We start from the raw sequence: 23,780 nt of genomic DNA, 5'->3' as shown, positions 1-23,780 counted from the left end.
ACCGGCCCGCCGTCACAGACTCGGGTCGTTGTACGGGCCCCATCGCTCGAGCGAGTCGAAGCTGGCGTCGGCGAGCGCCGGATCGCGCAGGTCGACCACGTACACCCCGCGCCACAGGTAGAAGCCGATGCTCTCCAGCAGCGCCCCCATCCGCAGGCAGGCCAGCTCGGCGGACACGCGGTCGGCGGCGGTGGCACGGAAGTCGGCGGGCGAGAGCCGGCAGACGGCGAGCCGCGCGGTGGTGGCGAACCGCCCCAGCGCCGCCGCGATCAGTGGTGCGGCCAGGCCGTGACCGCGCCACGCCTCGGCCAGTTCGAACCGCTTCAGGATGACCATGCGCGGCAGGCCCTCGCTGATCTGGTCGTCCAGGTCCGGGACCAGGGTTCCTTCCGCGAGGTCGATGACGGTCTCGGCGATGAACTCCAGCGCCCACTCCCCCAGCTCGATGCTGTCGAGGAGGTTGCGGTCGCCGTTGAGATCGGCGACGGCCAGCGCGAAGTCGCCGACGTGGCGGTGCTCGTCGCGGCACACGTCGAGCTTCCACACGTCCGCGGACACGTGCCAGTGCTCGGGAAGATCGTCCTCCTCGAGCGTCTGCCACCAGAGCATGCGGTGGGTGACGTTCAGTTCGATGGACATCGGATTCGCAGGCATCTCGGCCATGTCCGGTTACCTCGCTCGCACGGCATGGTGGGCAGGCAGGGTCTCCGGCTGGCCGGGGTCGCAGCCGACAGTGCGATCACGAGCGAGTGTCGAACACCTCACCACCTCGTTCGAGGTGACCGGGCGGGCTCCGGCTCTTGATCGACCATTCTCCTATGACGCAGACGATGCGCAACCTGGAGACGTGCTGTGACCCGCCGAACTGGCGCCACCGGCTGCCCGTGCCGCAGCATGCGACCCCACCCTGAACTGCTACTCATCGTCTGTCGACTCGAAGTCTGCCACGGATTCGGCTGCACGCCCACCGGTTCAGGCGAATATCGGCCACGTCACCACCAGGCGATGATGCCGCAGTCGGCAGTGCCGAGACCCAGCCGCGGGCGCTACGCGCGCACGCACTGCTCCAGCACGTCCGGAGCCGACAGGAGCGCCAGGCCAGCCGCCCCGCCCGCGGCGTCACCCAGTTCACCGCCCTCCACCCTCGGCCGGTCACCCTCGACAGCAGCGCGATCAACCGGCGGACACGGCCCGCGGCGAGTCAAAACGCAGGACCCCACACTTTCCCGGCGACGCTTCAGCCACCGACCAGGACGCCGGCATCGCCGATCCGGTGCTCCAGGCCGTCAATGCGCAGCCAACCACCTGGACCGCATCCGACAGCCGTGCGCCGAGGCGTACGAGAGCCGCTGCGGACCCTCCGGTCAACGCCAAGGATCACGAGGATCTGGCTCAGGCGTGGGTCGAACGGGTCACCCGGAACTACGGGCGGGGCGGCCACCCCGTCGGCGCCATGGCGAACCGAGTCGGGCCGATAGGTGCCCAGGACGGGGACAAGATCGATCATCCCGCGTGTTTTGTTTAACGAAACTGGTGCTCCACTTGGCAAATCGCACTATGCTTATGGAAACCATGCGCCAGGGGGCGAGTTCGCAGCGGTACCTGCGGCACGGATCGGGGCGATGGGTCCTGCAGGACTGCCTGGGTGGCGGGTCCGCGAAACTGGCCCCTGGTAGATGATCTTGATTCCGGTATCTTCTGAAACTGCAGGTTCAGGCCCAGAACGATGGAGGCGGCGTCATGCCACGCAGTCGGCCCGCAGGCCGTAACTCAAACGATCTCTACCCCGAGTCCACCGACGAGCACATCGATATCCACGCCGCGCCCGATCCGGCCACCGCGACCCCGGAACAGGCCCGCAAGTACAACAATCGATCCGTCGAACGGGTCGTGTCCATGCTCAACGTGCTCCAGGAGTCGACGGAGCCCATGTCACTCGTCGAAATCCACCGCTCCATCCGCATGGCCAAGGCCACCGCGTTCCGCTATCTGTGGACGCTGGAGAAGCACCGCTACGTCGAGCGCGACGGCGACGGCCGCTACCGGCTCGGCCTCGGCTTCGTCGGTATGCAGTCCCGCGACCTCGAGGTCCTGCAGGACCGCGCCCGGCCCATGCTGGAGCGATTGCGCGACGAGACCGGCGAGACCACCAACCTGGGCGTCCTCGACGGCACCGCCGTCCGCTACGTCGAGGTGGCCGAGAGCTCGCGCGCCGTGCGCATGGTGAGCGTCAGCGGCAGCCGCGACCCGCTGTACTGCACCGCGCTGGGCAAGGCCATCGCCGCGCAGCTGCCCGAATCCCAGGTCACCGAGCTGCTCGAGCAGGTAGATCTCAAGCCGCGCACCGGCCGTACCATCACCTCGTCCGACCAGTTCCTCACCGAGCTCGACCGCATTCGACGCCAGGGCTACGCGATCGACGACGGCGAGAACGAAGAGGACGGCCGCTGCGTCGCCGTGGCGATCCTCGGTACCCGCCTGCCCGCCGCGCTGAGCGTCAGCGCGCCGGCCAGCCGGTTCGCGATGGGCGACATCCCGGCGGTCGCCGCCCGGCTGACCGAGGTCGCCGATGCGCTGGCCGGCGACCCCAATTCTCAGAGCATCGGCAGCTGACCCGGCCCGCCCGTGGTGCAGGGGCGGGCGGTCCGGGCCCGCGCCCCGAACGACATCGCGACGAGAGGACGGGCCGACCGACGATGGTGAACACGATCCAGCCGCGCCTGCTGGTCCACTGCCGCGCGGACGTCGGCGAGGGCCCCGTCTACGACATCTCCACCGACAGCCTCTACTGGGTCGACATCCCGGCCGGCCACCTGTGGCGGTGGGACCGCGCCAGCCGCGACGTCGCGTACCGCCAGATCGGTGAGCCCTTGGGCAGCATGGCGCTCATCGAGGGCGGCGGCTACCTGCTCGCGAGCCGTCGCGGCCTCCTGGTGCTGCCCGGCTGGAACGATCTGCCCGTGCTCTGGCAGCAGGTCGAACCCGACCGCGCCACCCAGTTCAACGACGGCAAGTGCGATCCCGGCGGCCGGTTCGTGGCTGGGACCGCCGCACACGACCCACGCTTCACCGGCACGCTCTACCGCGTCGACGCCGACGGCAGCACGGCGGCGCTGGCCGACGGCATCGGCATGTCCAACGGTCTCGACTGGAGCCCCGACGGCCGCTGGTTCTACCACGCCGACACCATCGCGCAGACGGTCAATCGGTACCGGTGGGACGCCGTCGCGGGCATCCCGTCCGAGCCCGAGCCGTTCATCGAGATCCCGGCGAGCGACGGCCTGCCCGACGGCCTCACCGTCGACAGCGAGGGCTGCCTCTGGCTGGCCGTCTGGGGCGCCGGCGAGGTCCGCCGTTACACCCCCGACGGCCGCCCGCTCGGCGCCGTCTCGGTCCCCACCCCGAACGTGTCCAGCTGCGCGTTCGGCGGTCCGCACGGCAACGAGCTGTACATCACGACGGCGGCCCAGGCGGCTCCGTCGTATGGCCGCCAGGGCCGTCTGGCCGGCGACGTCTTCGTCGTCACCACTCCGGTCAAGGGGCAGCCGACCAGGTCGTTCCCGCGGCACGGCATCCCACAACGGCTGCTCGAGCCCCGTCCGTACGAACTGGACTGACGCCGATACGCGTGCCGGGCGGTCGAGGGTCCCTGCCGAACGAGGTGGTCCATGGCCGCGGGCAACCGCCCGGCGCAATCAACGACGAAAACAGTCCCCACACCGTGGGTGTCGATGATCGTCAGGCATTCGCGAATCGACGCGTCGCCGCCCACCAGTACATCATCGAGAGACATTCCCCGTCGGCTCGTGTCGCACACTCCCAGTCGCATCACTGAGGTCAGCGTGACGACCCTTCGGCCGATCCGGGCAGGGGACGAATTTCCACCCCGCAACATCGCGCTGACCAGGTGAAACGTCGACATCAGGGGGTGAACCTACACTTTCGCAAAGTGGACAGTGTTCGTCGCGAAGTGCACCGGCGAGGCGACGAAGATCGCCGTAATCTCCGACCAGGAGGCCAGCGCAATACCCCCGGAGCAGTGCCTCCGAAAGAGGTGTGTGCAGAGATGAACGCGGAATCGCACGGCGACTCGGAACAGCCCATCGGACAGATGATCCGCTCAGCCCGGCAACGCCTGCGCATGAGCCAGTACACCCTTGCGGACCGCCTCGCGGCGGTCTCCGGCAAGCCCACGATGGGCCGCGACCGCGTCGCCCGGTGGGAACGCGGCAGGCAGGTGCCGCGACGCGAGTGGCGGCAATGGCTCGCGGTGGTTCTCGAGGTCCCGTCCGAACACCTCGACGCCGGGGCGGCGACGGCCCGGCGTCAGAGCCGGCTGGGACACGCGGCGGCGGTCACGCCGGCACCGCAGAACGGCACGGCCCGCCGGCCACAGGGCACGCCAGCGCTGCTGCCGATGTTCCGATCGCGGGTCCAGGCCGGCATTCTCGCGGCCACTCTGCTGAACCCGGACCGCGCCTTCAGCCTGACGGAGCTGGCCGAACACGCCGGCGGCTCACTCGCGTCGGTGTCGAAAGAAGCCAAGCTGCTCGAGGACGCCGGCATCCTGACCAGGCGGAACGAGGGCGCCATCCGGCTCATGCGGGCAGCCACCGACCGCTCGACGATCGGGCCGCTCACCGAGTTGATCCGTGGCACCTACGGCGTGCCGCAGATCGTCGGCGAGGAGTTCGGCAGGGTCACCGGCGTCGCCCGCATCGCGTTGACCGGCACCTGGGCCGAACGGTTCGCCGGCGTCGTCGGGCCGGAGCCCGACGTCATCCTGGTGCGACTGACCCCCGACGACGACCACACGCCCGGGCGGCCGGAACTGGCAGCGGCGGCACGCAGGGCCGAACGGCGATTGCACCGGCGAGTCGCGTTCGCACTGATCGGACGTCCTGACTACGCCGCCCGCCGGGTACCGGCCGGCCACGACGCGCGCCTGCCCCTGCGGACACTGTCCCGGCCCCGGCAGCCGGAACGGATCCGCATCCCCCGCCAGCGCGGCCGCGTGCCGGTGGTCCACGTCGCACCGCCGGCATCGGCCGACGGCGCGCCCGTCGCGACCGGCGGCTGGCCGGCCGGCGTCGAGGTGGTCGCGGAACTGCTGGCCGGCAACCGGCTGGAGTTGTTCAGCGGGCCGGCCGCCGACGCACGACCGTATCTCGACCTCGCCACACACCACCTGACGGCAGCGGAGGACGTCATGGCGGCATCGGCGGGCTCGGCGTTCGTACTGGTCTGCCAAGCGGCACACCTGGTGGGTTGCGGACTGCTGGCGGCGCAGGGGCTGCGGCCCGCGCCGGGCCGCGACGGCGACGTCGTCGCGCGGTCGGTCATCGCCCAGTTCGGCGACCGGTTCGGTCACCTGGAGCTCCTGCGCCAGCGGCAGCTGAGCCTGGGCCGTCCGGTCGGCCGGGACAACCGGGTCGACGACGCCGATGTCGAGGCCGCGCTGCCCGCCGTCCGGTCGCTGGTGGACGAGGCGCGCACGCTGGCGCCGCAGTTGGATCTGTTCGGCTGACACCGGGCTGAGGCGGCCGCGACGTGGCCGCCTCGGCAGCCCACAGGGCGTACGACCCCGGACGGCACCATCTGGAGCACGCGGCAGTCCAGGCGGGCCGGGGTCGTACGGACCTCCGCGCCGCACATCGGGTAGCTGATCGCGACCAGATCGGTTCACCAGCTATCAACGACGCGTCGATGCGGTCGCCGGGCCGTGCCTGCACAGACGGGTGACAGCGGACTACGCAGGAGGACCCGGGGGTGGCGGTCGAGTAGACGCGCTCAGATCGCACCTATGCCGCTCACCGCGCCAGTGTTTCCGATGGCAGCTCACCATACTGCTTGACGTACAACGCGGCGAACCGGCCGGGATGGCCCAGGCCCCACCTGGCGACGACCCGGGCAACCGTCGTCGTCTCGCGTTGGGAGGCGAGCAGTTCCTCACGCGCCCGCCGCATTCGCACCGACCACAGGTATTCGCGCGGTGTGACGCCGACGTGTTGCCGGAAAGCGAGTTGGAGCGCCCGTACACTCACCTGGGCCATCTTGGCCAGGCTCGCGACAGTGTGCTCCCACTCGGGGTGGTTCTCGATCATCTCGCGGACCATGGTGACGGCACGGTTCGGAATCGGACTGAGCTGCGACTCGGCCAGCAGGTGCGAGTAGTTGTGCGGCTGCGCAACGAGTAGTGAGGTCATGAGCAGGTCCTCGAGCTCAGTGAACACCAGAGGATTCGTGACCATGCTGCCGTCGGTGCGATCGAGCTCGGCGACCAGCAGACGGAAGTGCCCCGCCCACGTGCGGCCGGATCCCGTGCTGATGTCCATACCGAGGTCGAACCGAAGTGGTGTCGGCAGCGGCGCGCCGGTGAGGTGGCGCAGGTGCGCTTCGAGCGCCGGCCGTTCCAGCCGCAGGATGAGTTGCGCACAATCCGTCGACCAGCGCTGGGTGAGCGGGATCGTGGGCGAGACCACAGAAGCGGTATCGGGCGTGGACAGCAGTTCTTCGCCGCCGTACCGGACCAGGCTCTGGCCGGCCAGCGGCATCTGGACGACGAAGAACGACCCCAATTCGCCGGGTTCGATGAGGACGCCGCCACCGTAGGTCACATAATTCGCCGCGAGGCGGTCGAGGCGCTTCGTGTGCATGCGTGCGCGCACTTTCGTGCACCCGCCAGCCAGATCCAGCCGGTGAGGCACGAAGACCTGACCCACGAGGTCACGGGCGTCGTCGAGATCCTCGGTATAGAACAGCTCGAACCGTTGCAACGGTGGTGCGATCATGGCGGGTCCCCTGCGGATTCTCCCGACCTCGGAGCGGGCACCCAGCCTCGGCCGCGAGAATGCCGTGCGGCGCGTCAGCAGCCCTGGCCGGGCAAGACTCCGTCACGATAGCGCTGGTCGGAGCCGGCAGTCACGACCGCAGAGTGTCACAGATGCAGGCCAATTGTCACAAGATCGTCGGTGTCCTCGAATTGGCCCCTACCTGCGACGCTTCACGTCGCACAGACTTGATGACGTCGAGTCGCAGCGTGCGAAGGGACTATCCGTGCCCGCGTTCATGGAGCCGTTCCGCATCAAGGCCGTCGAGCCGATCCCCTTCCCCAGCGTGCCCGAGCGTCGTCGCGCCCTGAAGGAGGCCGGATTCAACCTGTTCCGGGTGCCGGCTCGCGCCATCACCATCGACCTGCTCACCGACTCGGGGACGAGCGCGATGTCAGCCGCACAGTGGGCGGCCCTCATGGTCGGCGACGAGTCGTATGCCGGCGCGCGGTCGTACGAGCGGTTCGAGACGGTGGTGCGCGAGCTGACCGGCTACCCGGAGGTGATCCCGGCGCATCAGGGACGGGCGGCGGAGCGGATCCTGCTCGGCCGGTTGCTGCGGCCCGGCGACGTCTCGGTGGCGAACACGCATTTCGACACGACGCGGGCCAGCGTGGAGGCGGCCGGCGCGGAGGCCGTCGACCTCCCGGCCGAGCAGACCGGCCCGGCGCCGTTCGGCGGCGACCTGTCCGTCCCCGCCCTGCGCGACCTGCTGTCCGGACCCGGCGGCTCGCGGGTGCGGTGTGTCGTGCTGACGGTGACGAACAACGCCGGCGGCGGGCAGCCGGTGTCGCTGGACAACGTCGCCGCGGTCCGCGAGCTGTGCGACCATCACGGCGTGACGCTGCTGCTGGACGCGTCGCGGTTCGCCGAGAACGCCTACCTCATCACCGAGCGCGACCCGGCGCACGCCGGCCGGGCGCCCCGAGACGTCGCCCGCGAGGTGTTCGCCCTCGCCGACGGCTGCTGGGCGAGCCTCAAGAAGGACGGGGTGGCGAACATCGGCGGACTGATCGCACTGCGCGACGCCGAGCTGGCCCGCCGATGCCGCGACCAGTTGATCGCCGTCGAGGGGTTCCCGACGTACGGCGGGCTGGCCGGACGCGACCTGGAGGCGCTGGCCCAGGGCCTGCTCGAGGTGACCGACCCGGACTACCTGCGGTATCGCGCTCAGACGGCCCGCTGGTTCGGCGAGCAGCTGGCCGAGGCCGGCCTGCCCGTGCTGCAGCCCACCGGCTGCCACGCCGTGTACGTCGACGCCGCGGCCCTGCTGCCGCACGTGCCGCCGCACCGGCTACCCGCGACGGCGCTGGCCAACGAGCTGTACCTGGCCGGCGCGGTGCGGGTCTCGGAGCTGGGGACGCTGGTGTTCGGCCGGCCGGCGTCGGATGGCGGCGACGATCTTCCGGCGCCACGCGAACTGGTCCGGTTCGCGCTGCCCCGGCGGGTCTACACCAGGAGCCACCTCGAGTACGTCGCCGAGAGCGCGGCCACCGTCGTGGCGAAGGCGGCGGAGATCCCGGGCTACCGGATCGTCGAGCAGACCGGGCCGCTGCGGCACTTCACGGCCGTGCTCGCGCCCGGCGAGCCCGCCGGGCGACCCGCGCGGCCCGGGCGGCTCGCTCCAGGTCCGACGAGCCCACGTCCAGAACCTGGCTGATCCACTGCCGCCAGTACGGGCCGGGGATGCGTTTGCCCCGCTCCCAGCGAGCGACCTCGTCGCGGGTGAGGGCGCCGTTGCCGGAGATGCGCACGAGTTCGTCGGCGACGGCGTACTGGCTGTAGCCGAGCCGGCGCCGAGCCTGGCGGATCACGGTGCCGACGGTGTCGTCGGGGGACGTCACGCCTGCGGCGCGGACGATCATCTTCACACACCGAGCGTGATGAATTCTGAGCGGTCACACCAGGACAGAACACGAAGAATCCTGTCCAGTTTGCGAAAACGTGCAGGTCAGATCGGCTTGTCAGGGATGGTTCGAAATCGGCCCCCTCCCCAAGGGCTGGTTCCGGTGTCACTCTGAGTGATCGACTCCATCCCCGGGGAGGCGTACGTGAACCGCCCGCTCGTCACGCTGGTGAACCCGAACCTGGTGCACCCGCCCATCACGCCGTATGCGCTGGACATCCTCACCACGTCGCTCGAGGCCGCCGGCTTCGAGGTGGACGTGGTCGACCTGACGCTCGTGCGCGACCGGTGGCGGCACACCGTCGCGACCTACTTCGGTGAGCACCGGCCGGTGCTGGTCGGCATGACGTTCCGGAACACGGACACGATCTACCCGCAGGAGCAGCGCGTCTTCCTCGACTCCCACCGCGACATCGTGCGCGAGGTGCAGCGCTGGACGACGGCGCCGATCGTGGGCGGCGGGGTGGGGTTCTCGTCGATGCCGTTCGCGCTGGTCGACTGGTTCGGCATCGACTACGGCGTCAAGGGGCCGGGCGAGATGACGCTGGTCGAGCTGGCGACGATGCTGGCCAACGACGACTCGCCGGCGAAGGTGCCCGGGCTGATCATCAACCTCGGCCGCGGCGACGTCCGGCAGATCCCGCACCGCACGCAGCTGACGGCGGACGGCCGGGTCGACCTGGTGAATCGGTCGACGCCGTACCTGCGGCGCTCCGGCCGGCCGGACAAGGTCGACAACCTCGCCTATTACGAGCGCGGCGGGCTGGGCAACATCCTGACGAAGAACGGCTGCACGTACGCCTGCGCGCACTGCGTCGAACCGGACGCGAAGGGCAACCGGTTCGCCCGCCGCGCCGAGGCCGCCGTCGTCGACGAGATGGAGTTGCTGACGGCGCAGGGCGTGCACGACCTGCACACGACCGACAGCGAGTTCAACCTCAACATCGCGCACAGCAAGGCGGTGCTGCGCGAGATCGTCCGGCGCAAGCGCACCGACCGGTCCTCGCCGCTGCACGACCTCCGGCTGTGGATCTACGTGCAGCCGGCGCCGTTCGACGAGGAGTACGCGGCGCTGCTGGCCGAGGCCGGCTGCGCGGGCATCAACGTGGCACCCGACCACGTCCGCGACGACGTCCTGAACGGCTGGAAGGTGACCGGCCGCGGCACCCGGTTCTACGGCTACGCCGACGTGCAGCGGCTGTGCGACCTGGCGACGCAGTACGGGATGCTGACGATGGTCGAGGCGCTGCTGGGCATGCCCGGCGAGACCGCCGAGACCATGCACGACTGCGTCGACGGCCTGCTCGCGCTGGATGCGACGGTGGTCGGCTTCACGCTCGGCCTCCGCGCGTTCCCGTACTCGCCGCTGGGCCGCGACCTCGCCGCCCGCAGCGGCGGCACGCGCGCCGTCCCAGGCCTGCAGTCCAACACCGCGACGGCGCCGATCCTGCTGTCGACCCTGGAGCAGTGCCACAGCAGGGTGGAGTACGAGCGGCAGTTCATGTTCGACCCGATGGGCGGGTTCCGGCCGGTCTACTACTTCTCCCCCGCGCTGCCCGAGGGCGCACGCAACACCCGCTCCGGCGACCGCTGGCTGACCAGCCTGGAGCTGCTGTGGGAGTGGGTCCCGCTGCACGACCGCCCGCGGGTCATGCTGCCGACAGCGCCCGGCCTGACACCGGAGGACAACAACTACGCCGACAACCCGTTCCTGCTGCGGTTGACGGAACTGGGCTACAAGGGCGCCTTCTGGTCACACTGGCCGCTGCGCGCCGAGATCATGGGCGGCACCGTCCCCGCCTGACTGTTCGGCAGCGACGTGCGATTCCCGCACGAACAGGACGGCGATGAACGCGGCACCAGCGAGGGCTGCGCAGATGAGGAAGACACGGCCGGATGCAGCACCGTAGGCGTATTCGATCCCGGTGTGGTCGGACGCCCGATCCGATACTTGCGACGCGAAGACCGCGCCCAGAACGGAGATGCCGGCCGCTCCACCGAACGATTGAAAGAACGTGAGCAGGGACGTGCCGGCGCCGAGGTCGGGGTAGTCGAGGAGATTTTGCGCCACCACGACCAGGTTTGGCGCGCAGGACCCGATCCCGAGCCCGAGAATCATCATGCTCAGACACAACGACCCCAGCGACGTCGAGTCGTCGACCCCACCCAGAAGTGCGAAGCCCATCACGCTCAGTGCTCCGCCGACCACCAGGGGCGCCTTGACGCGGCCGGTGCGGCTCGTGATCCGACCGCACACGAGTGTCGCGCCGACGACCGCGGCGAGTAAGGGGAGCAGCAACAGTCCTGACTCGGTCGGCGAGTACCGACGAGCGATCTGAAAGTACTGGGCAAGGAACACCGACGAGACCACCAGGGAAGCGCCAGCGACGGTGATTGCGAAGAGAGCGATCGGCATCGTGCGATTCCGCAACAGCCACAGCGGGAGCAGTGGATCGGCCGCTCTGTGCTCGACGAAGACAGAACAGACGATCAGCGTCGCACTCACGACGAGCAGGCCGAGGCTGATGCGCGATCGCCAGCCGAAGTCGGCACCTGCCGACGTGACCCAGATCATCAGGATGCAGATCGCAATCGGTACGAGGAACGCGCCCAGCCAGTCAAAGCGACAGCCTGGCCGAACCACCGGGAGCTCCGGCATCCGCCGAAGCAGCAAGACGGCCGCCACTGCGATCGGTGCGACGATCCAGAAGCACCACCGCCACCCCAGAAGCGGCACATCGACGATGAGGCCGCCGATCAGCGGCCCGCCAAGGGTCGCAATGGCCCCGACGGCGACGAAGTAGCCCACGTACCGGCTACGTTCCCGCGGACCAACCAACGATGCGATGACGGTCGGGGCCAGAGCTCCCAACCCACCCATGCCCGCGCCCTCGAACGCCCGGAACAGGATGAGCATCTCGGTGTTCGGCGAGAAGCCGGCGAGGACCGACCCGAGAGCGAAGATCGAGAACGCCAGCTGGACCAGCGTTCTCCTGCTCGCACGATCTGCCAGCTTGCCCCAGATGGGTCCGGAGGCTGTGATCGTGAGCAGTGTCGCCGTGACCACCCAGGCGTACTGCCGCTGGCTGCCGCCGAGCTCGGCGATGATGCGTGGCAGCGCGGTGGCGACAACGGTGCCCGACAGCGAGACGACGAATACGGCGAGCAGCAGGCCGGAGAGCGCGCGAACGACGTGTCCATGCGTCGCCGTCGCCTGCCGAGGGCCTGGAGCCATCAAGTCCCCCGTCCGGGCCCAACCCCCATCTCCTCACGAGCACCGGCAGCGAGCGCCGCATCGATCACGTATCGGCCGTACCCGGACGAGGTGAGCTGCCGGCCGAGACGCAGACACTGCTCGGCGTCGATATAGCCCATCCGCAGCGCGACCTCCTCGAGACAGGCGATGCGCAGCCCTTGCCTGTACTCCAAGGTGCGCACGTACTCACTGGCCTCGAGCAGCGAGTCATGTGTGCCCGTGTCCAGCCAGGCGAATCCGCGACCGAGCTCGACCAAGCAGGCCAGCCCACGGTCCAGGTAGACGCGATTCAGATCGGTGATCTCGAGTTCTCCGCGCGCGGACGGCTCGAGCCCACTCGCGATCTCCACGACATCACTGTCATAGAAGTACAACCCGGTGATGGCGCGGTTGGATGTGGGATGGCGCGGCTTCTCCTCGAGCGCGATCAGATTGCCGGTTTCATCGGTGTAGCCAACGCCGTACCGCTCAGGATCCACGACTGGGTACCCGAAGAGCACGCATCCCTTCATTTCGCTGACGGCGCTCGAGAGTAGGGTGGAGAATCCGGGACCGTGGAAAATGTTGTCGCCCAAGATCAGCGCCACCGAATCTCCATCGACGTGATCCGCACCCACGATGAAAGCATCTGCCAGCCCTCTCGGCTCATCTTGTGCTGCATAGTCGAGTCGTATTCCCCATTGCGAGCCGTCGGTAAGGAGATGCTCAAACTGCGGCCTGTCCTGCGGGTTTGTGATGATGAGAATGTCGGTAATTCCGGCGAGCATCAGCACGGACAGCGGGTAATAGATCATGGGTTTGTTGTAAACCGGGACGAGCTGCTTCGACACACCCAACGTCACCGGGTGGAGCCGGCTGCCATGTCCGCCGGCCAGGATGATTCCTTTCACCTCACGCCTCGCAATCTAGCTCTGGCGGACCAACTTCAGACGATCACCCGTGGCGATCGCCTCGACTATGCGAACAGCTTCGGCCGCGCCGTCCTCGCCGCGGATCTCACGTCCGAGTTGTTCCGCCCGAGCCGCCAAGCGCCTGTCATGGGCCGCTCGCCGGATGGCCAAGGCGAGTTGCTCCGCGGTGACCTCACGCAGGCGTGACGTAGGCGCGGCAACGCCCAGCTCGTAGAGCCGGTGCGCGTTGAAACGCTGATCCGGCAGTGATGGACAGACGACCTGAGGCCGCCCGGCCGCCATCGCCTCACCAGTGGTGCCAAGGCCGCCATGATGGACGATCGCGGCCATCTGCGGAAACAACCAACCGAAGGGGACGCTGTCCACGAACGCGATGTCGCCCCCGAGGTCCGGCGCAGCCATGCCGCTCCACCCGCCGACGACGACGGCCCTCACCCTGGCCAGCCGCACCGCCTCACGGACAAGGCGCGCCAACCGGTGGGGGTCCGAAGTCACCGTACTGGCGAATCCCACGTAGACCGGTGGAGGACCGGTGGCCAGAAACGCCGCCAGCGATGCCGGCGGCACCCAGGTCCCGGCGGCAGGCTGCGACCAGAAGCCTGTCGTGTGCACCCATGGCGGGTAACTTGTCGTCCGCGGCAAGAGCCGTCTGGTGAATGGGTGCAACACTGTGGTTGGCGACCCGTCAACCTGTCGGAACCTCCCGCTAGGACGACGACGCAGACCGAGCCGTTCTCGACGCCACTGGGTGCTGCTCCCGCTGAACAGCCACCAGATCGCGCGGCTGGTGATGTAGGTTGCTCGGTTGAACCGCCTGGGTGGACGCCATCGGAACGACGGGTCGGGAAATGCTCCGGTCGGCACCCAGTACGGCTGCGGACACATCAGCACGGAGGGCACACCGAGGAACTCTGCGACATCGTGCCCACCGCCGCTGACATGGTGGACGACAACGTCGAAGGACTCCCGACGGTTCTCCACGATATCGCGGGCCATGGATGACAGATCGTCGAGCACGGCTCTGACCAATCGCCGGGTCTTCGGCACAGTCGTCACCAGGCGTCTTCGCCCATTGAGTCCGCGGAAGCCCGTTTCAAGGCCTTTAACGACCTCCAGGTCACGCGCCAACTCATTCGGCCCGTCGTGGAGCCTGACCACGCGCTCACTGAACGGCTCGCCCAGATCTGCGGAGGCCGCCGGCGCCGCGAGGACGGAGGTATGACCGGCACTCGCGAGCGCGCTCGCGAGTGCAGCGAACGGCTGTACATCTCCGCGGCTGCCGTGGGTGATGAGTAGGGCCTTCATCCGGCAGAATCCTGTCGAACACGTGCGTTGAGTTCACACGTCGACCGATGCGTGCGCATCAGCCACCGTCCTCGGTCCATTTCAGTCACCGTCCTCGTCCCTTTACGTAGATCCGGCGCCATGAGCCTCCCTCCGCTGGGTGAATACTCAAAGGGGGCGAATTTCGCGCCCAGCCAGTAAGCAGCTTGCCCAGGCCTTGACCGCGCGCCGTTTGCATCAGCATCGGCAAAAACGGCCCCGTACCGGCGGTCGAGGAGCAGTTCTAAGATCATCACATGGACCTGAGGATCTTGACCGAGCCGCAGTTCGGAGGAACCTACGAGGACCAGCTGGCCGCAGCGCGCACTGCCGAAGCTTCGGGCTTCGACGGATTCTTCAGGTCGGACCACTACCTCAACCGAACAAATCCGTCGGCATGGCCCGGACCAACAGACGCGTGGACGACACTGGCTGGCCTGGCGCGGGAGACCACCACCATTCGCATTGGCACCCTCGTCACCGCCGCGACACTCCGACATCCCTCGGTGCTGGCCATTTCGGCTGCTCAAGTCGACCGGATGTCGCACGGTCGACTCGATTTCGGACTTGGCAGTGGACACGATGAAGAAGAGCATCGTCTCTACGGAGTTCCCATACCTGCTATCGAAGAGCGCTTCGACCTCTATAATGAACAGCTCGAGATCATCACCGGATTGTGGACGACGCCTGCCGGCGCACAATTCAACTTCAACGGAAAGCACTACACGCTATCCGGCGCACCGGCCTTGCGTACGCCGGTCCAGTCGCCTACGCCACCGATCATCATCGGTGGCGTAGGCAAGAAGAGGACCCCGCGCCTCGCTGCCCGCTTCGCCAACGAGTTCAACGTGATCTTCGCAGGTGCCGCGGACGCGGCGGCGCAGTTCGCTCGGGTGGCGACCGCCGCCCGAGCGATCGGGCGAGACCCGGGTGGGATCGTCCGATCCGCCGCGGTCGCGCCAGCCGTCGGCAGGACCAACGGCGACTCGATGCGTCGCCTGGGCGTGATTCGCCAGTTCCTTCCGTGGCTGCGATCTGAGGCCGAGGACCTCGGGCAGGTCATCGCGGGCTCGCCGAACCACGTGGTCGACCAGATCGGGCGGTACCGCGAGGCTACCGGCATCACCCGCCTCTATCTCGATCTTCCCGACGTCTGGGACCTTGAGCAGATCGAACTGATCGCCTCGGACGTCAAGCCACAATTGGAAGGGACCTAATCACCGGATGGACACGTTGGTTCTGACTGACGGCACCCGCGGCGACGTACAACCGTTCGTAGCATTGGCTAGCGCACTGCGCACCGCTGGCCACCGTGTGACACTCGTCGGGCCCGAGTCTTCGATGAGCCTCGCGACAGAACACGACGTTCCCTTCGTCCCGCTGACTGACAGTGCGCGGACAGAGATCGTCGAACGACGTGCGCCCAATACGGTGGGCCGCAACGGGTTGATGCGCATGCATCTCGCACTGCGGATCATCCGTGAGAATCGGATGAAGCCCAGCGGGAAGCTGCGGGAGCTCGCTGACGCCTCGGCGCGAGGCGCGGACGTACTCGTGCACCACACCAACGTGCCCGGTCACCATCTGGCGGAATGGCTGGGCATACCAGCGGTTCCGGTATGCCCGTTCCCCTACTGGGTGCCGACCAGTTCGTTCCCGGACCCCACCCTGCCCTTCGCGCTGCCGCCTTCGCTCAATCGCGCCTCGTACGGCCTCAACAAGGCGCTACCCACGAATCTTCTGCTCCGACTCTATTCGAAGAAGCATCTGAGCCGCTGGCGGCGCGACGCGTTGCGGCTGCCAGCGCGACGCGGTCAGCACGATCTCTTCCGCCGACCCGACGGAGAAAGGGTCACGTTTCTCCAGGCCTTCAGCCGCCACATGCTCCCAGCCCCGGTGACCTACCCGGACTGGGTCGAGACGACCGGCTTCTGGTACCTACCAGCATCGCCGGGTTGGTCGCCCCCGGCCGGCCTTGCCGAGTTCGTCAATGACGGCGAGCCACCGATATTCGTCGGCTTCGGAAGCATGGTAGGCGCCGATCCTCGCCGCACCACGCGGGTTGTGGCCGATGCCCTGCGCAACACGAAGTCCCGCGCAGTCGTGGCCACGGCCTGGGGAGGGCTGGATCCGGATGGCTTCGGAGAGGACGTCTTCTGTCTCGAGCAGGTGCCGTTTGACTGGTTGTTTCCACGTGTGTCCGTCGTCGTGCACCACGGTGGCGGCACGATCGGCGCGGCACTGTCCGCGGGACGCCCGCAGGTGCTCTGCCCCTTCATGTTCGACCAGCCGTTCAACGCACAGTGCATGCACGACATCGGAGTAGCTCCACCTCCCCAGCCGGAACGCGACCTTACTGCCGACGGACTGGCCAAGGCGATCAATGTCGCGCTCACCGACGATGGCATGGCCCAGCGCGCTGCAGAGGTGGGGCGCCGCATACGCGACGAAGACGGACTGGGCGCCGCGGTGAGGACCATCGAATCGGCGGTGGCCTGACGCAACCAGTGGCGGCTGTCCTGCAAAACAACTTCTGGCTACGCTGTCGCCGTCTCCAACGCATGCCCGGCTCGGTACATGAGGTGCTCACCGAAATGCGGGCCGATAATCTGGAGTCCTCTCGGCATTCCGTCGTCGCCCACACCCGACGGCACCGTCAACGCGGGGTGTCCCGTGAGGTTGAACGGGCAGCAGGTCAGGATTGGGGCCGCGCGCATGAACGCCTCGCTGCGCATCCCTGGAGGCTTCGTGGCAAGATCCACCAGGTCGAATGAAGACGATGGAGCCTCCGCAGGCCCGATGGGCGAGGTGGGTGTGATCAGCAGATCGGCATCGCGGAGGGCGGCATCGACCTGGCGTCGCAACTCCAGACGCAGATTCTGGGCTCGGCCGAAGGGCACACCGAGGTACCTGCTGCGCACATGCTCACGCGTCAGGAACATCGTCGTCGCTCCGTGGTCGCCGATGAGCTGCTCGGCAGCCATCTTGGCGACGCGAGAGACATCCACCCTGCCGAAGTGTCCATATCCCTGGCCGAGGGAGTCGATCATTGCGGTCTGTGCGACGATCGCCCCGGCCAGCCAGATGGCGAAGCTGTCCGTCCAGAGCGGCACCGACACACGCACGACCTCCGCGCCGAGTCCGATCAGTACCTTTTGAGCGTTCTCGAACTCGCGCAGCGTGTCGTCCGTGCATCCCGACGCTTCGAGGGACTCCCCGACCACGGCGATTCGAAGACCCCTGATTCGCCCATCGAGCGCACGTGTGTAGCCCGCCTCCACGGGAGGCACGGCCATCGGATAGGGATCCCTCCAGTCGTGCCCGGCGAGCACCTCTAGCAGCGCCGCGTTCTCGGCGACCGATCTCGTGATCGGCCCGATGTGGTCGATGGTGTGGTCCTGGCTCAGCAGGCCGTATGAGGGCACGACGCCGTGCGTCGCCTTCATCCCGACAAGACCACACCACGCGGCCGGCCACCGCACGCTGCCCGCTTGGTCGACTCCCAGTGCCGCATCGGCAAACCCGCTCGCGACGGCGGCAGCCGAGCCCGAAGATGAGACGCCGGCAGAGTAGCGGCGATCCAGCGGATTCCGTGTCTCTTCGAAGACCGATCCGCTCATGTTCGTCTTCGCCACGATCACCGCGCCGGTGTCGAGAAGGCGTTCCACGACCACCGCATCCTCCGTCGGGACCACCGCACGCGCATGGGGGCGCCCACCAGTCATTGGCACGCCCGCGACCGCGATGTTGTCCTTGACACCGATGCGCATCCCGGCCAGAGGTCCCGACGTGGATCCCCGGACCTCACAGAACCGAACGACGGCGTGGAATGGGTCTTCGGCCGGCAGCGGCGGACGCCCCGGATCACGGTGGTGGTGCCGAACCGGCACATGGGGGTCCGCCAACCGTTCCAAGCGTTCGAAGACGCGAAGGTAGTCGGCCACCTGCGCACGCGCCCGTTCCAGTTCCTCCGGCGGAACACGGGTTCCCTGGCGCACAGAGTAGGCAACCAGTTGATCTGTGCTCGGCGGCTCCAGCGACCTGGAGTGCGCCACATCGGGCACCTCACTCACCGTGGCGCCAGTGCAGGGCGGGGAGATCTCCACCGGGCCGCGGCCGCGCGCCATCTCTCTCGGTCACGTTCCACCTCCTCGTTCGGCACTCTCGAATCTCATGGTCTGCAATGAGTCCGTATCGCCGGCCGCTGGGTCCAACTCGATACGGCAGGAGCGATCGCATGTGACGGGCCGACCCAAGGTCAGCGACTCAGGTTCGCGTGTGAAACGTGCGTTTCTCTTTACTGTACGGGGGCAGCAGGAGCGCAGCAACACGCATGCCACCACTCAGCCCAGGCGGAAACCGCCCTCTGCTCGTCCTCATGCCCTCGCCTCACGATGGACCGAGTACATGAGCCGACGCGAAGGGCGCACCAATGTGCGGAATCACGGGATGGATCGCGTATGACGACGACCTGAGACGCCGCCGATCGACTGTCGAGGCCATGACGGCAACCATGGCCTGCCGCGGCCCCGATGCCGCCGGCATTTGGCTCGACCGCGCAGCCGCGCTCGGCCATCGGCGACTCGCTGTCATCGATCTTCCCGGCGGCATCCAGCCAATGACCTTGGAGACGCCGACCGGTCGTCTCGTGATCGTGTACAGCGGTGAGATCTACAACTTCATCGAACTCAAGAGGGGCCTCATGCAGCGTGGCCATCGGTTTGCGACAAACAGCGACACCGAGGTCGTTCTCCACGGATACCTGGAGTGGGGCGAGTACCTCCCGGATCACCTCAACGGCATGTTCGCCTTCGCCATCTGGGACGAGCGTCGCTCTCACCTGGTCTTGGTACGCGACCGGGCCGGGATCAAGCCCCTCTTCTACCATCGCACCAACGACGGCGTGATCTTCGGGTCGGAGCCGAAGGCCATCCTGGCCAATCCACGCTCCAAGAGCGTCATCGACGCGGAAGGCTTCTATAACCTCTTCCTCGACACTCAGTCACCGGATCGATCACCTTGGCGAGGCATCGATAGGGTCCCCCCGGGGACGATGATCACTGTGGCCGCATCGGGTGTTCGCACTCGCACCTACTGGCGACTTCGCAGCAACCCTCATGGCGATGATCTTCAGACGACCGTTCACACCGTTCGCGAGCTGATGACGGATATCGTGCGTCGACAGCTGGTCGCCGACGTCCCCCAGTGCGTGCTCCTGTCCGGCGGGCTGGACTCCAGCGCCATCAGCGGGCTTGCCGCGTCCCACCTCGACAAGCGCAGCGTCCGGGTCCGAACGTTCTCCGTCGATCCCGGCGGCCAGGCGCGCGACTCGTCTCACCGTCGCCCGGATGTACTCGAAGACGCGCACTACGCGCGTCAGGTCGCCGAGCGCATCGGCTCGGCACATACGAACGTCATCGTAGATGCGCGCCACGTCGCTGACCCGAACGTTCGTAGAGCAGTCATCCGGGCACGAGACGCACCAAGCCTGGGCGAAATGGACGCCTCGCTCTATCTGCTGTTCAAATCCATCCGCGAGGAGTCGGTAGTCGCTCTGTCGGGAGAGTCTTCGGACGAACTCTTTGGCGGGTACACGTGGTTCCACGATGAGTCGGCGTCGATCGAGAACGCCTTCCCGTGGAGCGCACTCACCCAGCTTCCGATATATTCGCCGGGCTCGGTCCTGAGTATGTTCCGGCCGGAGATCGCAAGGACGCTCGACGTACAAACTCGCACCGGCGACCAGCTCGCCGTCGCGTTGTCGGGTGTCGAACACCTCGAAGGGTCGAGTTCGCTGGACCGCAGGATGCGGGTGATCTCCTTCCTCGCCCTGAACCGGCACATGCAGATGCTGCTCGACCGGAAGGACCGGCTATCGATGGCCGTCGGGCTCGAGGTGCGCGTGCCGTACTGCGACCACCGGCTTGTCGAATACGCCTACAACATCCCGTGGTCGATAAAGATCTTCGACGGGAGAGAGAAGAGCGTCCTCAGGCACGCTGTGACCGACCTGCTCCCAACGTCAGTGGTCGAGCGAAAGAAGAGCGGTTATCCCGGAACGCGTGACCTCGCCTACGCCACGGAGCTGCAGCGACAGGCGCGAGACGTGCTGAGTGAGCAAGGACATCCCGTCTTCGACCTCGTCGATCCCGCGTGGCTCCACACCGCGACCGAGGAGGATCCGGCCAAGACACGCAGAAACCTGTCCGGTGAGATCAACATGGCGCTCGATCTCTATCACTGGCTGGAGATCTATCGGCCGGAGCTTCGGATAGACAGCAACTGACCGTACGAATCAGGACGAGAGAGCGGATGAGCAGCCCATGAGCTCGAGATCTACGACTCCCCGCGTGCTGACCGCGGGCTCGTGTGACGTCGACAACTTCGGAGATCTGCTGTTCTTCTTGATCACCGAGCGGTATCTGCGGGACGCGCAGGTCGTGCCAGCTGGGCCCTTCGGATGGGACATGAACGGGATCATGGATGAACGGATCCGAGCCTTCGGACCGCTCCTGTCGTCCGAGCAGTTCGACGTTATCTGGACGGTGGGGGGCGAACGTGCCTGGGGGACGCTCGAGGACGCGTTTCGGATCTCCGCGCCTGAGCAACTCTATAGGCGCTACGAGCAGGCTTCGCCGGCGGAACGGCGGTGCATCTTGGAATCCGTCTCCGGAGCCACATCCATGGTCGATCCGTACCTGCCGTCCCCGATCGACCACCCCCTCAACGCCGGCGCACCTTCAGTTGTCAACTCCGTCGGCATCTCGGACATCCGAGGGCTCAGTCCCAGCCGCCAGCGAGAGTATGTGTCGTTGCTCGCGGGGACCACGTTCCTCAGTGTCCGGGACGACGAGTCCAGCGACCTTCTCCGAAAACACGGAATCGACCACGAGCTGGCTCCGGATGCCGTGCACGCGCTCAGCATCGTGCGCCCTGTCGATGACACCCAGCGGACCGACACGGCCATCATCCAGGTCAATGGCGCCGTCCTGGCCGATTTGGGTACCGCCGCCGTGGCCCGGAGCCTCATTCGGAACCCAGACCTACGTGGCCTGCGGATCCGGGTCCTACTCGCGGGTACGTACCGAGATCTCGGCGACTCGCGCGCGCTGGACGAGGAACTTGTCGACGCGGTCACGAAACTCGCACCTGGCACAGACATCACGATCATCGACGACCGGCGGCCACTCGACCTGGTCGATCACATCAGTCGCGCTCGCATCGTCATCGGGACATCACTTCACCTCCGCATAACGGCCTGCGCGTACAACGTTCCTCGCGTCACGCTGAAGATCGGCGCCAAGCAGACGCGATACCTGACGTTGTGGGACCCGTACATGCCTTGTGACGTCGCGCTCGGCAACCTTGACGATGCGACGTCCGCAGCGCTCGCAGCCGCCCGCCGCCGTGAGGTAAGGCAGCTGGCGGCGAGAACCTCCGACGCCGCCCATGCGCACCTCAAGAGTCTGGCGGAAGCAGTGCTCGCGCTCGTCGAGAGCGAGACGTACCGTGACCGCGAGCAACGAGCACAGCGTCGGGCAGGGCTCGACGGCCACAGGTGACTCAGACGCCGGCGATGCGACAGAGTCGTTCTGCCAGGGCCAGTGTAGCCGCCGCACTCTGCATGTCCGATTGGTTCGGTGCCCCTTCAACGGCAACCCGCCGGAAGTGCTCCAGCTCAGGCAGGAATCCAGAAATCGTCGGCGAGCTGTTCATCGACGTTCCAACGGTGTAATTGGGGCGCCATCTCTGCTCCGGTCGCTCCGGCGGGCGGTGGATGCAGGTGTCGATGTTCTCAACGATGACTGAGTGGCCGGCTCCATACACTTCGGCGCGCTCGTTCTGCTGACTCCAGCTGGCCGTCGTGCACAGATTGAACGTGCACACCGCGCCCGACGATGCCGTGGCGACCGCCGCTACCGCGAACCCACGGCCTGCTGTGTCCACGACCCGGGCCTCCAGTCCGTCGAGCTCGCCAACGATGTATCGCGCCAGATCCAGCGGATGGACGGGATTGTCGATCAGATAGGTGCGCAGATCATCACCGAACCCCTGCCCGACGGCGAAAGTGAAGGACGCGAGCGACGGCACGCCGAACTCCGGAGACTGGACGATCTCACGTGCGCGGAGGTAGGCGGGCGCGAAACGCTTCATGTAGCCAACCACGACAGGGACTCCGGTCGCGGCGCTCAAACCGGCCAGCTCGCGAGCTTCGGACGACGAACCGGCACCCGGTTTGTCGCAGAAGACTGGCTTGCCCGCCGTCAGGCACAGTCTGATGAGGGGCGCGTAGTCCCGGGGTTGGACGCATACGACGACACCATCGATCTCCGCCTCCGCGATCATCTGCTCAGCGTCGTCGTAGGCATGGGCCGCGCCCCAGCGATCGGCAACCATGCGGGCGCGCTCGCGATGGCGTGCGCACGTGGCGACCAGTTCCAGGCCGGCGGCCCGGAAGTGGGGCAGGAGGTTGGTGGTGGAATGCCCGCCGACACCGATCAACCCGATACGCATCGTCGCCGTCCTCCCAGCATCGTGACGCTCGCGGGCCCGGTGGTCGTCAACTCCATCGGAGCAGCACCTTGCCCGCTCGTTGTCCGAGGAAGTCCGTGATGGCGTCCTGGGCATGTGCCGCATCCACATCATGGGTGCACATGTGCGCCAGGGGCAGACCACGCTCGTGGAGCGCGCACATAGCCGGGTAGTCCTCGGTGGCGTAGTACCACGCACCGGTGTAGGTGATCTCACGGCGGATGAAAGTGTCCGACGGGTTGATCAGAACATCGCTGTGGCATTCCCCCGATTGCAGGACCACCCCCCCGTTATCGACGACGTCGAGCGCATACGCGATGGACTCTGGACGCCCGCTGCATTCGATGACGAGGCGGGGCCGGTGACCGATGTCGTCCCCTGGCCTACCCACCGCTCTCGCGCCGAGTTTCAAGGCCAGGTCCCGCCGGAACTCGGCCGGCTCGATGGCGACGACTTCAGCGCCCTCGAAGGCACGAACGAGCACGTGGCCGAGACCGACCGGGCCCAGGCCGATGACCAAGACGCGTTCAGCCGGTTCGGATGGGACACGGCCGTAGCCTCGGCTCGGCACGCCGAGCGCGTCACCGGTGAACAACGCGCCTACGCCGGCGTCCATGCCGGGCGGCAGTTCCCGCAGCGCCGAAGGCGAGACCACTGCGAGTTCCGCATGCCAGCCGCCACTCTTCGCGGCCGAGCATGGGCCCCGGCGGCAATGAAGCTCTTGCCGCGCCGTGCATCGATCGCATTCCCCACAGCCCACAACGGCCGACAGCCCGACCCGGTCACCGGCCCGGAACCGCGAGGATCCGGGGTCGACCAAGGTCCCGGCGGCTTCATGGCCGGTGTTGCCGTCCACACCCTCCATCAGCGCACCGCGCTCCGACCCGCATACCGCCGACGCCTCGATCCGGACAAGGGCATCGCCTGGGCCCGGCACAGGGTCCTGGCTTTCGACCAAGGACACTCGTCCCTGCCCGTGATTTCGTAGCGCTCTCACCGGACTCCTCCCCACTGTCAGAACC

At 67.4% G+C, this 23,780-nt stretch carries 18 protein-coding genes; 9 read left to right on the top strand and 9 right to left on the bottom strand.

The window, feature by feature from the left end; genetic code table 11:
• Window positions 1–12: 12 nt before the first annotated feature.
• Window positions 13–639: a hypothetical protein gene (locus tag BLV02_RS08750; RefSeq protein WP_141711521.1), complete on the bottom strand. Its 627-nt coding sequence runs from the start codon at window positions 637–639 to the stop codon at window positions 13–15.
• A 1,101-nt stretch (window positions 640–1,740) separates the two neighbouring features.
• Between BLV02_RS08750 and BLV02_RS08745 the strand changes: the two genes are divergently transcribed.
• The 3 genes from BLV02_RS08745 to BLV02_RS08735 all read left to right on the top strand — a co-directional run bounded on the left by BLV02_RS08745 (window position 1,741) and on the right by BLV02_RS08735 (window position 5,527).
• Window positions 1,741–2,613 carry an IclR family transcriptional regulator gene (locus BLV02_RS08745; RefSeq protein WP_083288508.1) on the top strand — a complete coding sequence of 291 codons (873 nt, stop codon included), beginning with the start codon at window positions 1,741–1,743 and terminating at the stop codon, window positions 2,611–2,613.
• Window positions 2,614–2,696: 83 nt separating this feature from the next.
• Complete coding sequence (locus BLV02_RS08740) at window positions 2,697–3,617, top strand: SMP-30/gluconolactonase/LRE family protein (RefSeq protein ID WP_069110881.1); 921 nt, start codon at window positions 2,697–2,699, stop codon at window positions 3,615–3,617.
• 524 nt (window positions 3,618–4,141) lie between these two features.
• On the top strand, window positions 4,142–5,527 hold the full coding sequence (locus BLV02_RS08735) for a winged helix-turn-helix domain-containing protein (protein ID WP_216094148.1): 1,386 nt from the start codon (window positions 4,142–4,144) through the stop codon (window positions 5,525–5,527).
• 283 nt (window positions 5,528–5,810) lie between these two features.
• Here the strand turns inward: BLV02_RS08735 and BLV02_RS08730 are convergent, their stop codons facing one another.
• A complete protein-coding gene (locus BLV02_RS08730) occupies window positions 5,811–6,791 on the bottom strand; it encodes an AraC family transcriptional regulator (protein ID WP_069110883.1) in 981 nt (326 codons plus the stop codon).
• A gap of 277 nt (window positions 6,792–7,068) precedes the next feature.
• Here BLV02_RS08730 and BLV02_RS08725 point away from each other — a divergent pair, with 277 nt between their 5' ends.
• The gene (locus tag BLV02_RS08725) at window positions 7,069–8,490 is read left to right on the top strand and encodes a tryptophanase (RefSeq protein WP_083288570.1); all 1,422 of its coding nucleotides are present in this window, start codon (window positions 7,069–7,071) and stop codon (window positions 8,488–8,490) included.
• Here BLV02_RS08725 and BLV02_RS08720 read toward each other — a convergent pair.
• Window positions 8,393–8,695, bottom strand: a complete 303-nt coding sequence (locus BLV02_RS08720; protein WP_083288571.1) for a helix-turn-helix domain-containing protein — start codon at window positions 8,693–8,695, stop codon at window positions 8,393–8,395. The genes BLV02_RS08725 and BLV02_RS08720 overlap by 98 nt on opposite strands.
• A gap of 186 nt (window positions 8,696–8,881) precedes the next feature.
• On the opposite strand from BLV02_RS08720, the gene tsrT reads away from it, so the two are divergent.
• The gene (gene tsrT, locus BLV02_RS08715) at window positions 8,882–10,540 is read left to right on the top strand and encodes a tryptophan 2-C-methyltransferase (protein ID WP_069111134.1); all 1,659 of its coding nucleotides are present in this window, start codon (window positions 8,882–8,884) and stop codon (window positions 10,538–10,540) included.
• Here tsrT and BLV02_RS08710 read toward each other — a convergent pair.
• From BLV02_RS08710 to BLV02_RS35565, 3 genes are read right to left on the bottom strand one after another with little or no spacing between them, the layout of a single operon-like run.
• A complete protein-coding gene (locus tag BLV02_RS08710; RefSeq protein WP_069110884.1) occupies window positions 10,490–11,971 on the bottom strand; it encodes an MFS transporter in 1,482 nt (493 codons plus the stop codon). The two genes, tsrT and BLV02_RS08710, sit on opposite strands and share 51 nt — an antisense overlap.
• Entirely contained in the window at window positions 11,971–12,882 is a 912-nt protein-coding gene (gene rfbA / locus BLV02_RS08705; RefSeq protein ID WP_069110885.1) for a glucose-1-phosphate thymidylyltransferase RfbA, read from the bottom strand. Before rfbA ends, BLV02_RS08710 begins: the two co-directional genes overlap by 1 nt.
• A 15-nt stretch (window positions 12,883–12,897) precedes the next feature.
• Window positions 12,898–14,208 carry a nucleotide disphospho-sugar-binding domain-containing protein gene (locus tag BLV02_RS35565; RefSeq protein ID WP_069110886.1) on the bottom strand — a complete coding sequence of 437 codons (1,311 nt, stop codon included), beginning with the start codon at window positions 14,206–14,208 and terminating at the stop codon, window positions 12,898–12,900.
• 275 nt (window positions 14,209–14,483) lie between these two features.
• On the opposite strand from BLV02_RS35565, the gene BLV02_RS08695 reads away from it, so the two are divergent.
• Window positions 14,484–15,443, top strand: a complete 960-nt coding sequence (locus BLV02_RS08695; protein ID WP_069110887.1) for an LLM class F420-dependent oxidoreductase — start codon at window positions 14,484–14,486, stop codon at window positions 15,441–15,443.
• Between the two features lie 7 nt (window positions 15,444–15,450).
• Window positions 15,451–16,725, top strand: a complete 1,275-nt coding sequence (locus BLV02_RS08690) for a glycosyltransferase (RefSeq protein ID WP_069110888.1) — start codon at window positions 15,451–15,453, stop codon at window positions 16,723–16,725.
• A 38-nt stretch (window positions 16,726–16,763) separates the two neighbouring features.
• Here BLV02_RS08690 and BLV02_RS08685 read toward each other — a convergent pair whose 3' ends face one another.
• Complete coding sequence (locus BLV02_RS08685; protein WP_171906712.1) at window positions 16,764–18,290, bottom strand: amidase family protein; 1,527 nt, start codon at window positions 18,288–18,290, stop codon at window positions 16,764–16,766.
• Between the two features lie 368 nt (window positions 18,291–18,658).
• On the opposite strand from BLV02_RS08685, the gene asnB reads away from it, so the two are divergent.
• Together asnB and BLV02_RS08675 are read left to right on the top strand one after the other, a co-directional pair.
• Window positions 18,659–20,512, top strand: a complete 1,854-nt coding sequence (gene asnB / locus BLV02_RS08680; protein ID WP_069110890.1) for an asparagine synthase (glutamine-hydrolyzing) — start codon at window positions 18,659–18,661, stop codon at window positions 20,510–20,512.
• Window positions 20,513–20,576: 64 nt separating this feature from the next.
• Window positions 20,577–21,788 carry a polysaccharide pyruvyl transferase family protein gene (locus BLV02_RS08675; protein ID WP_069110891.1) on the top strand — a complete coding sequence of 404 codons (1,212 nt, stop codon included), beginning with the start codon at window positions 20,577–20,579 and terminating at the stop codon, window positions 21,786–21,788.
• A 1-nt stretch (window position 21,789) separates the two neighbouring features.
• Here BLV02_RS08675 and BLV02_RS08670 read toward each other — a convergent pair whose 3' ends face one another.
• Both BLV02_RS08670 and BLV02_RS08665 read right to left on the bottom strand, forming a co-directional pair.
• Complete coding sequence (locus BLV02_RS08670) at window positions 21,790–22,740, bottom strand: Gfo/Idh/MocA family protein (RefSeq protein ID WP_069110892.1); 951 nt, start codon at window positions 22,738–22,740, stop codon at window positions 21,790–21,792.
• 46 nt (window positions 22,741–22,786) lie between these two features.
• The gene (locus BLV02_RS08665) at window positions 22,787–23,695 is read right to left on the bottom strand and encodes a zinc-dependent alcohol dehydrogenase (RefSeq protein ID WP_245737746.1); all 909 of its coding nucleotides are present in this window, start codon (window positions 23,693–23,695) and stop codon (window positions 22,787–22,789) included.
• Window positions 23,696–23,780 lie beyond the last annotated feature (85 nt).

Origin of the sequence: Jiangella alba (assembly GCF_900106035.1) — a bacterium.
Taxonomy (GTDB): domain Bacteria; phylum Actinomycetota; class Actinomycetes; order Jiangellales; family Jiangellaceae; genus Jiangella; species Jiangella alba.
The sequence above is the reverse complement of the archived record's forward strand: the minus strand, read 5'-3'. Positions and strand labels throughout refer to the sequence as shown.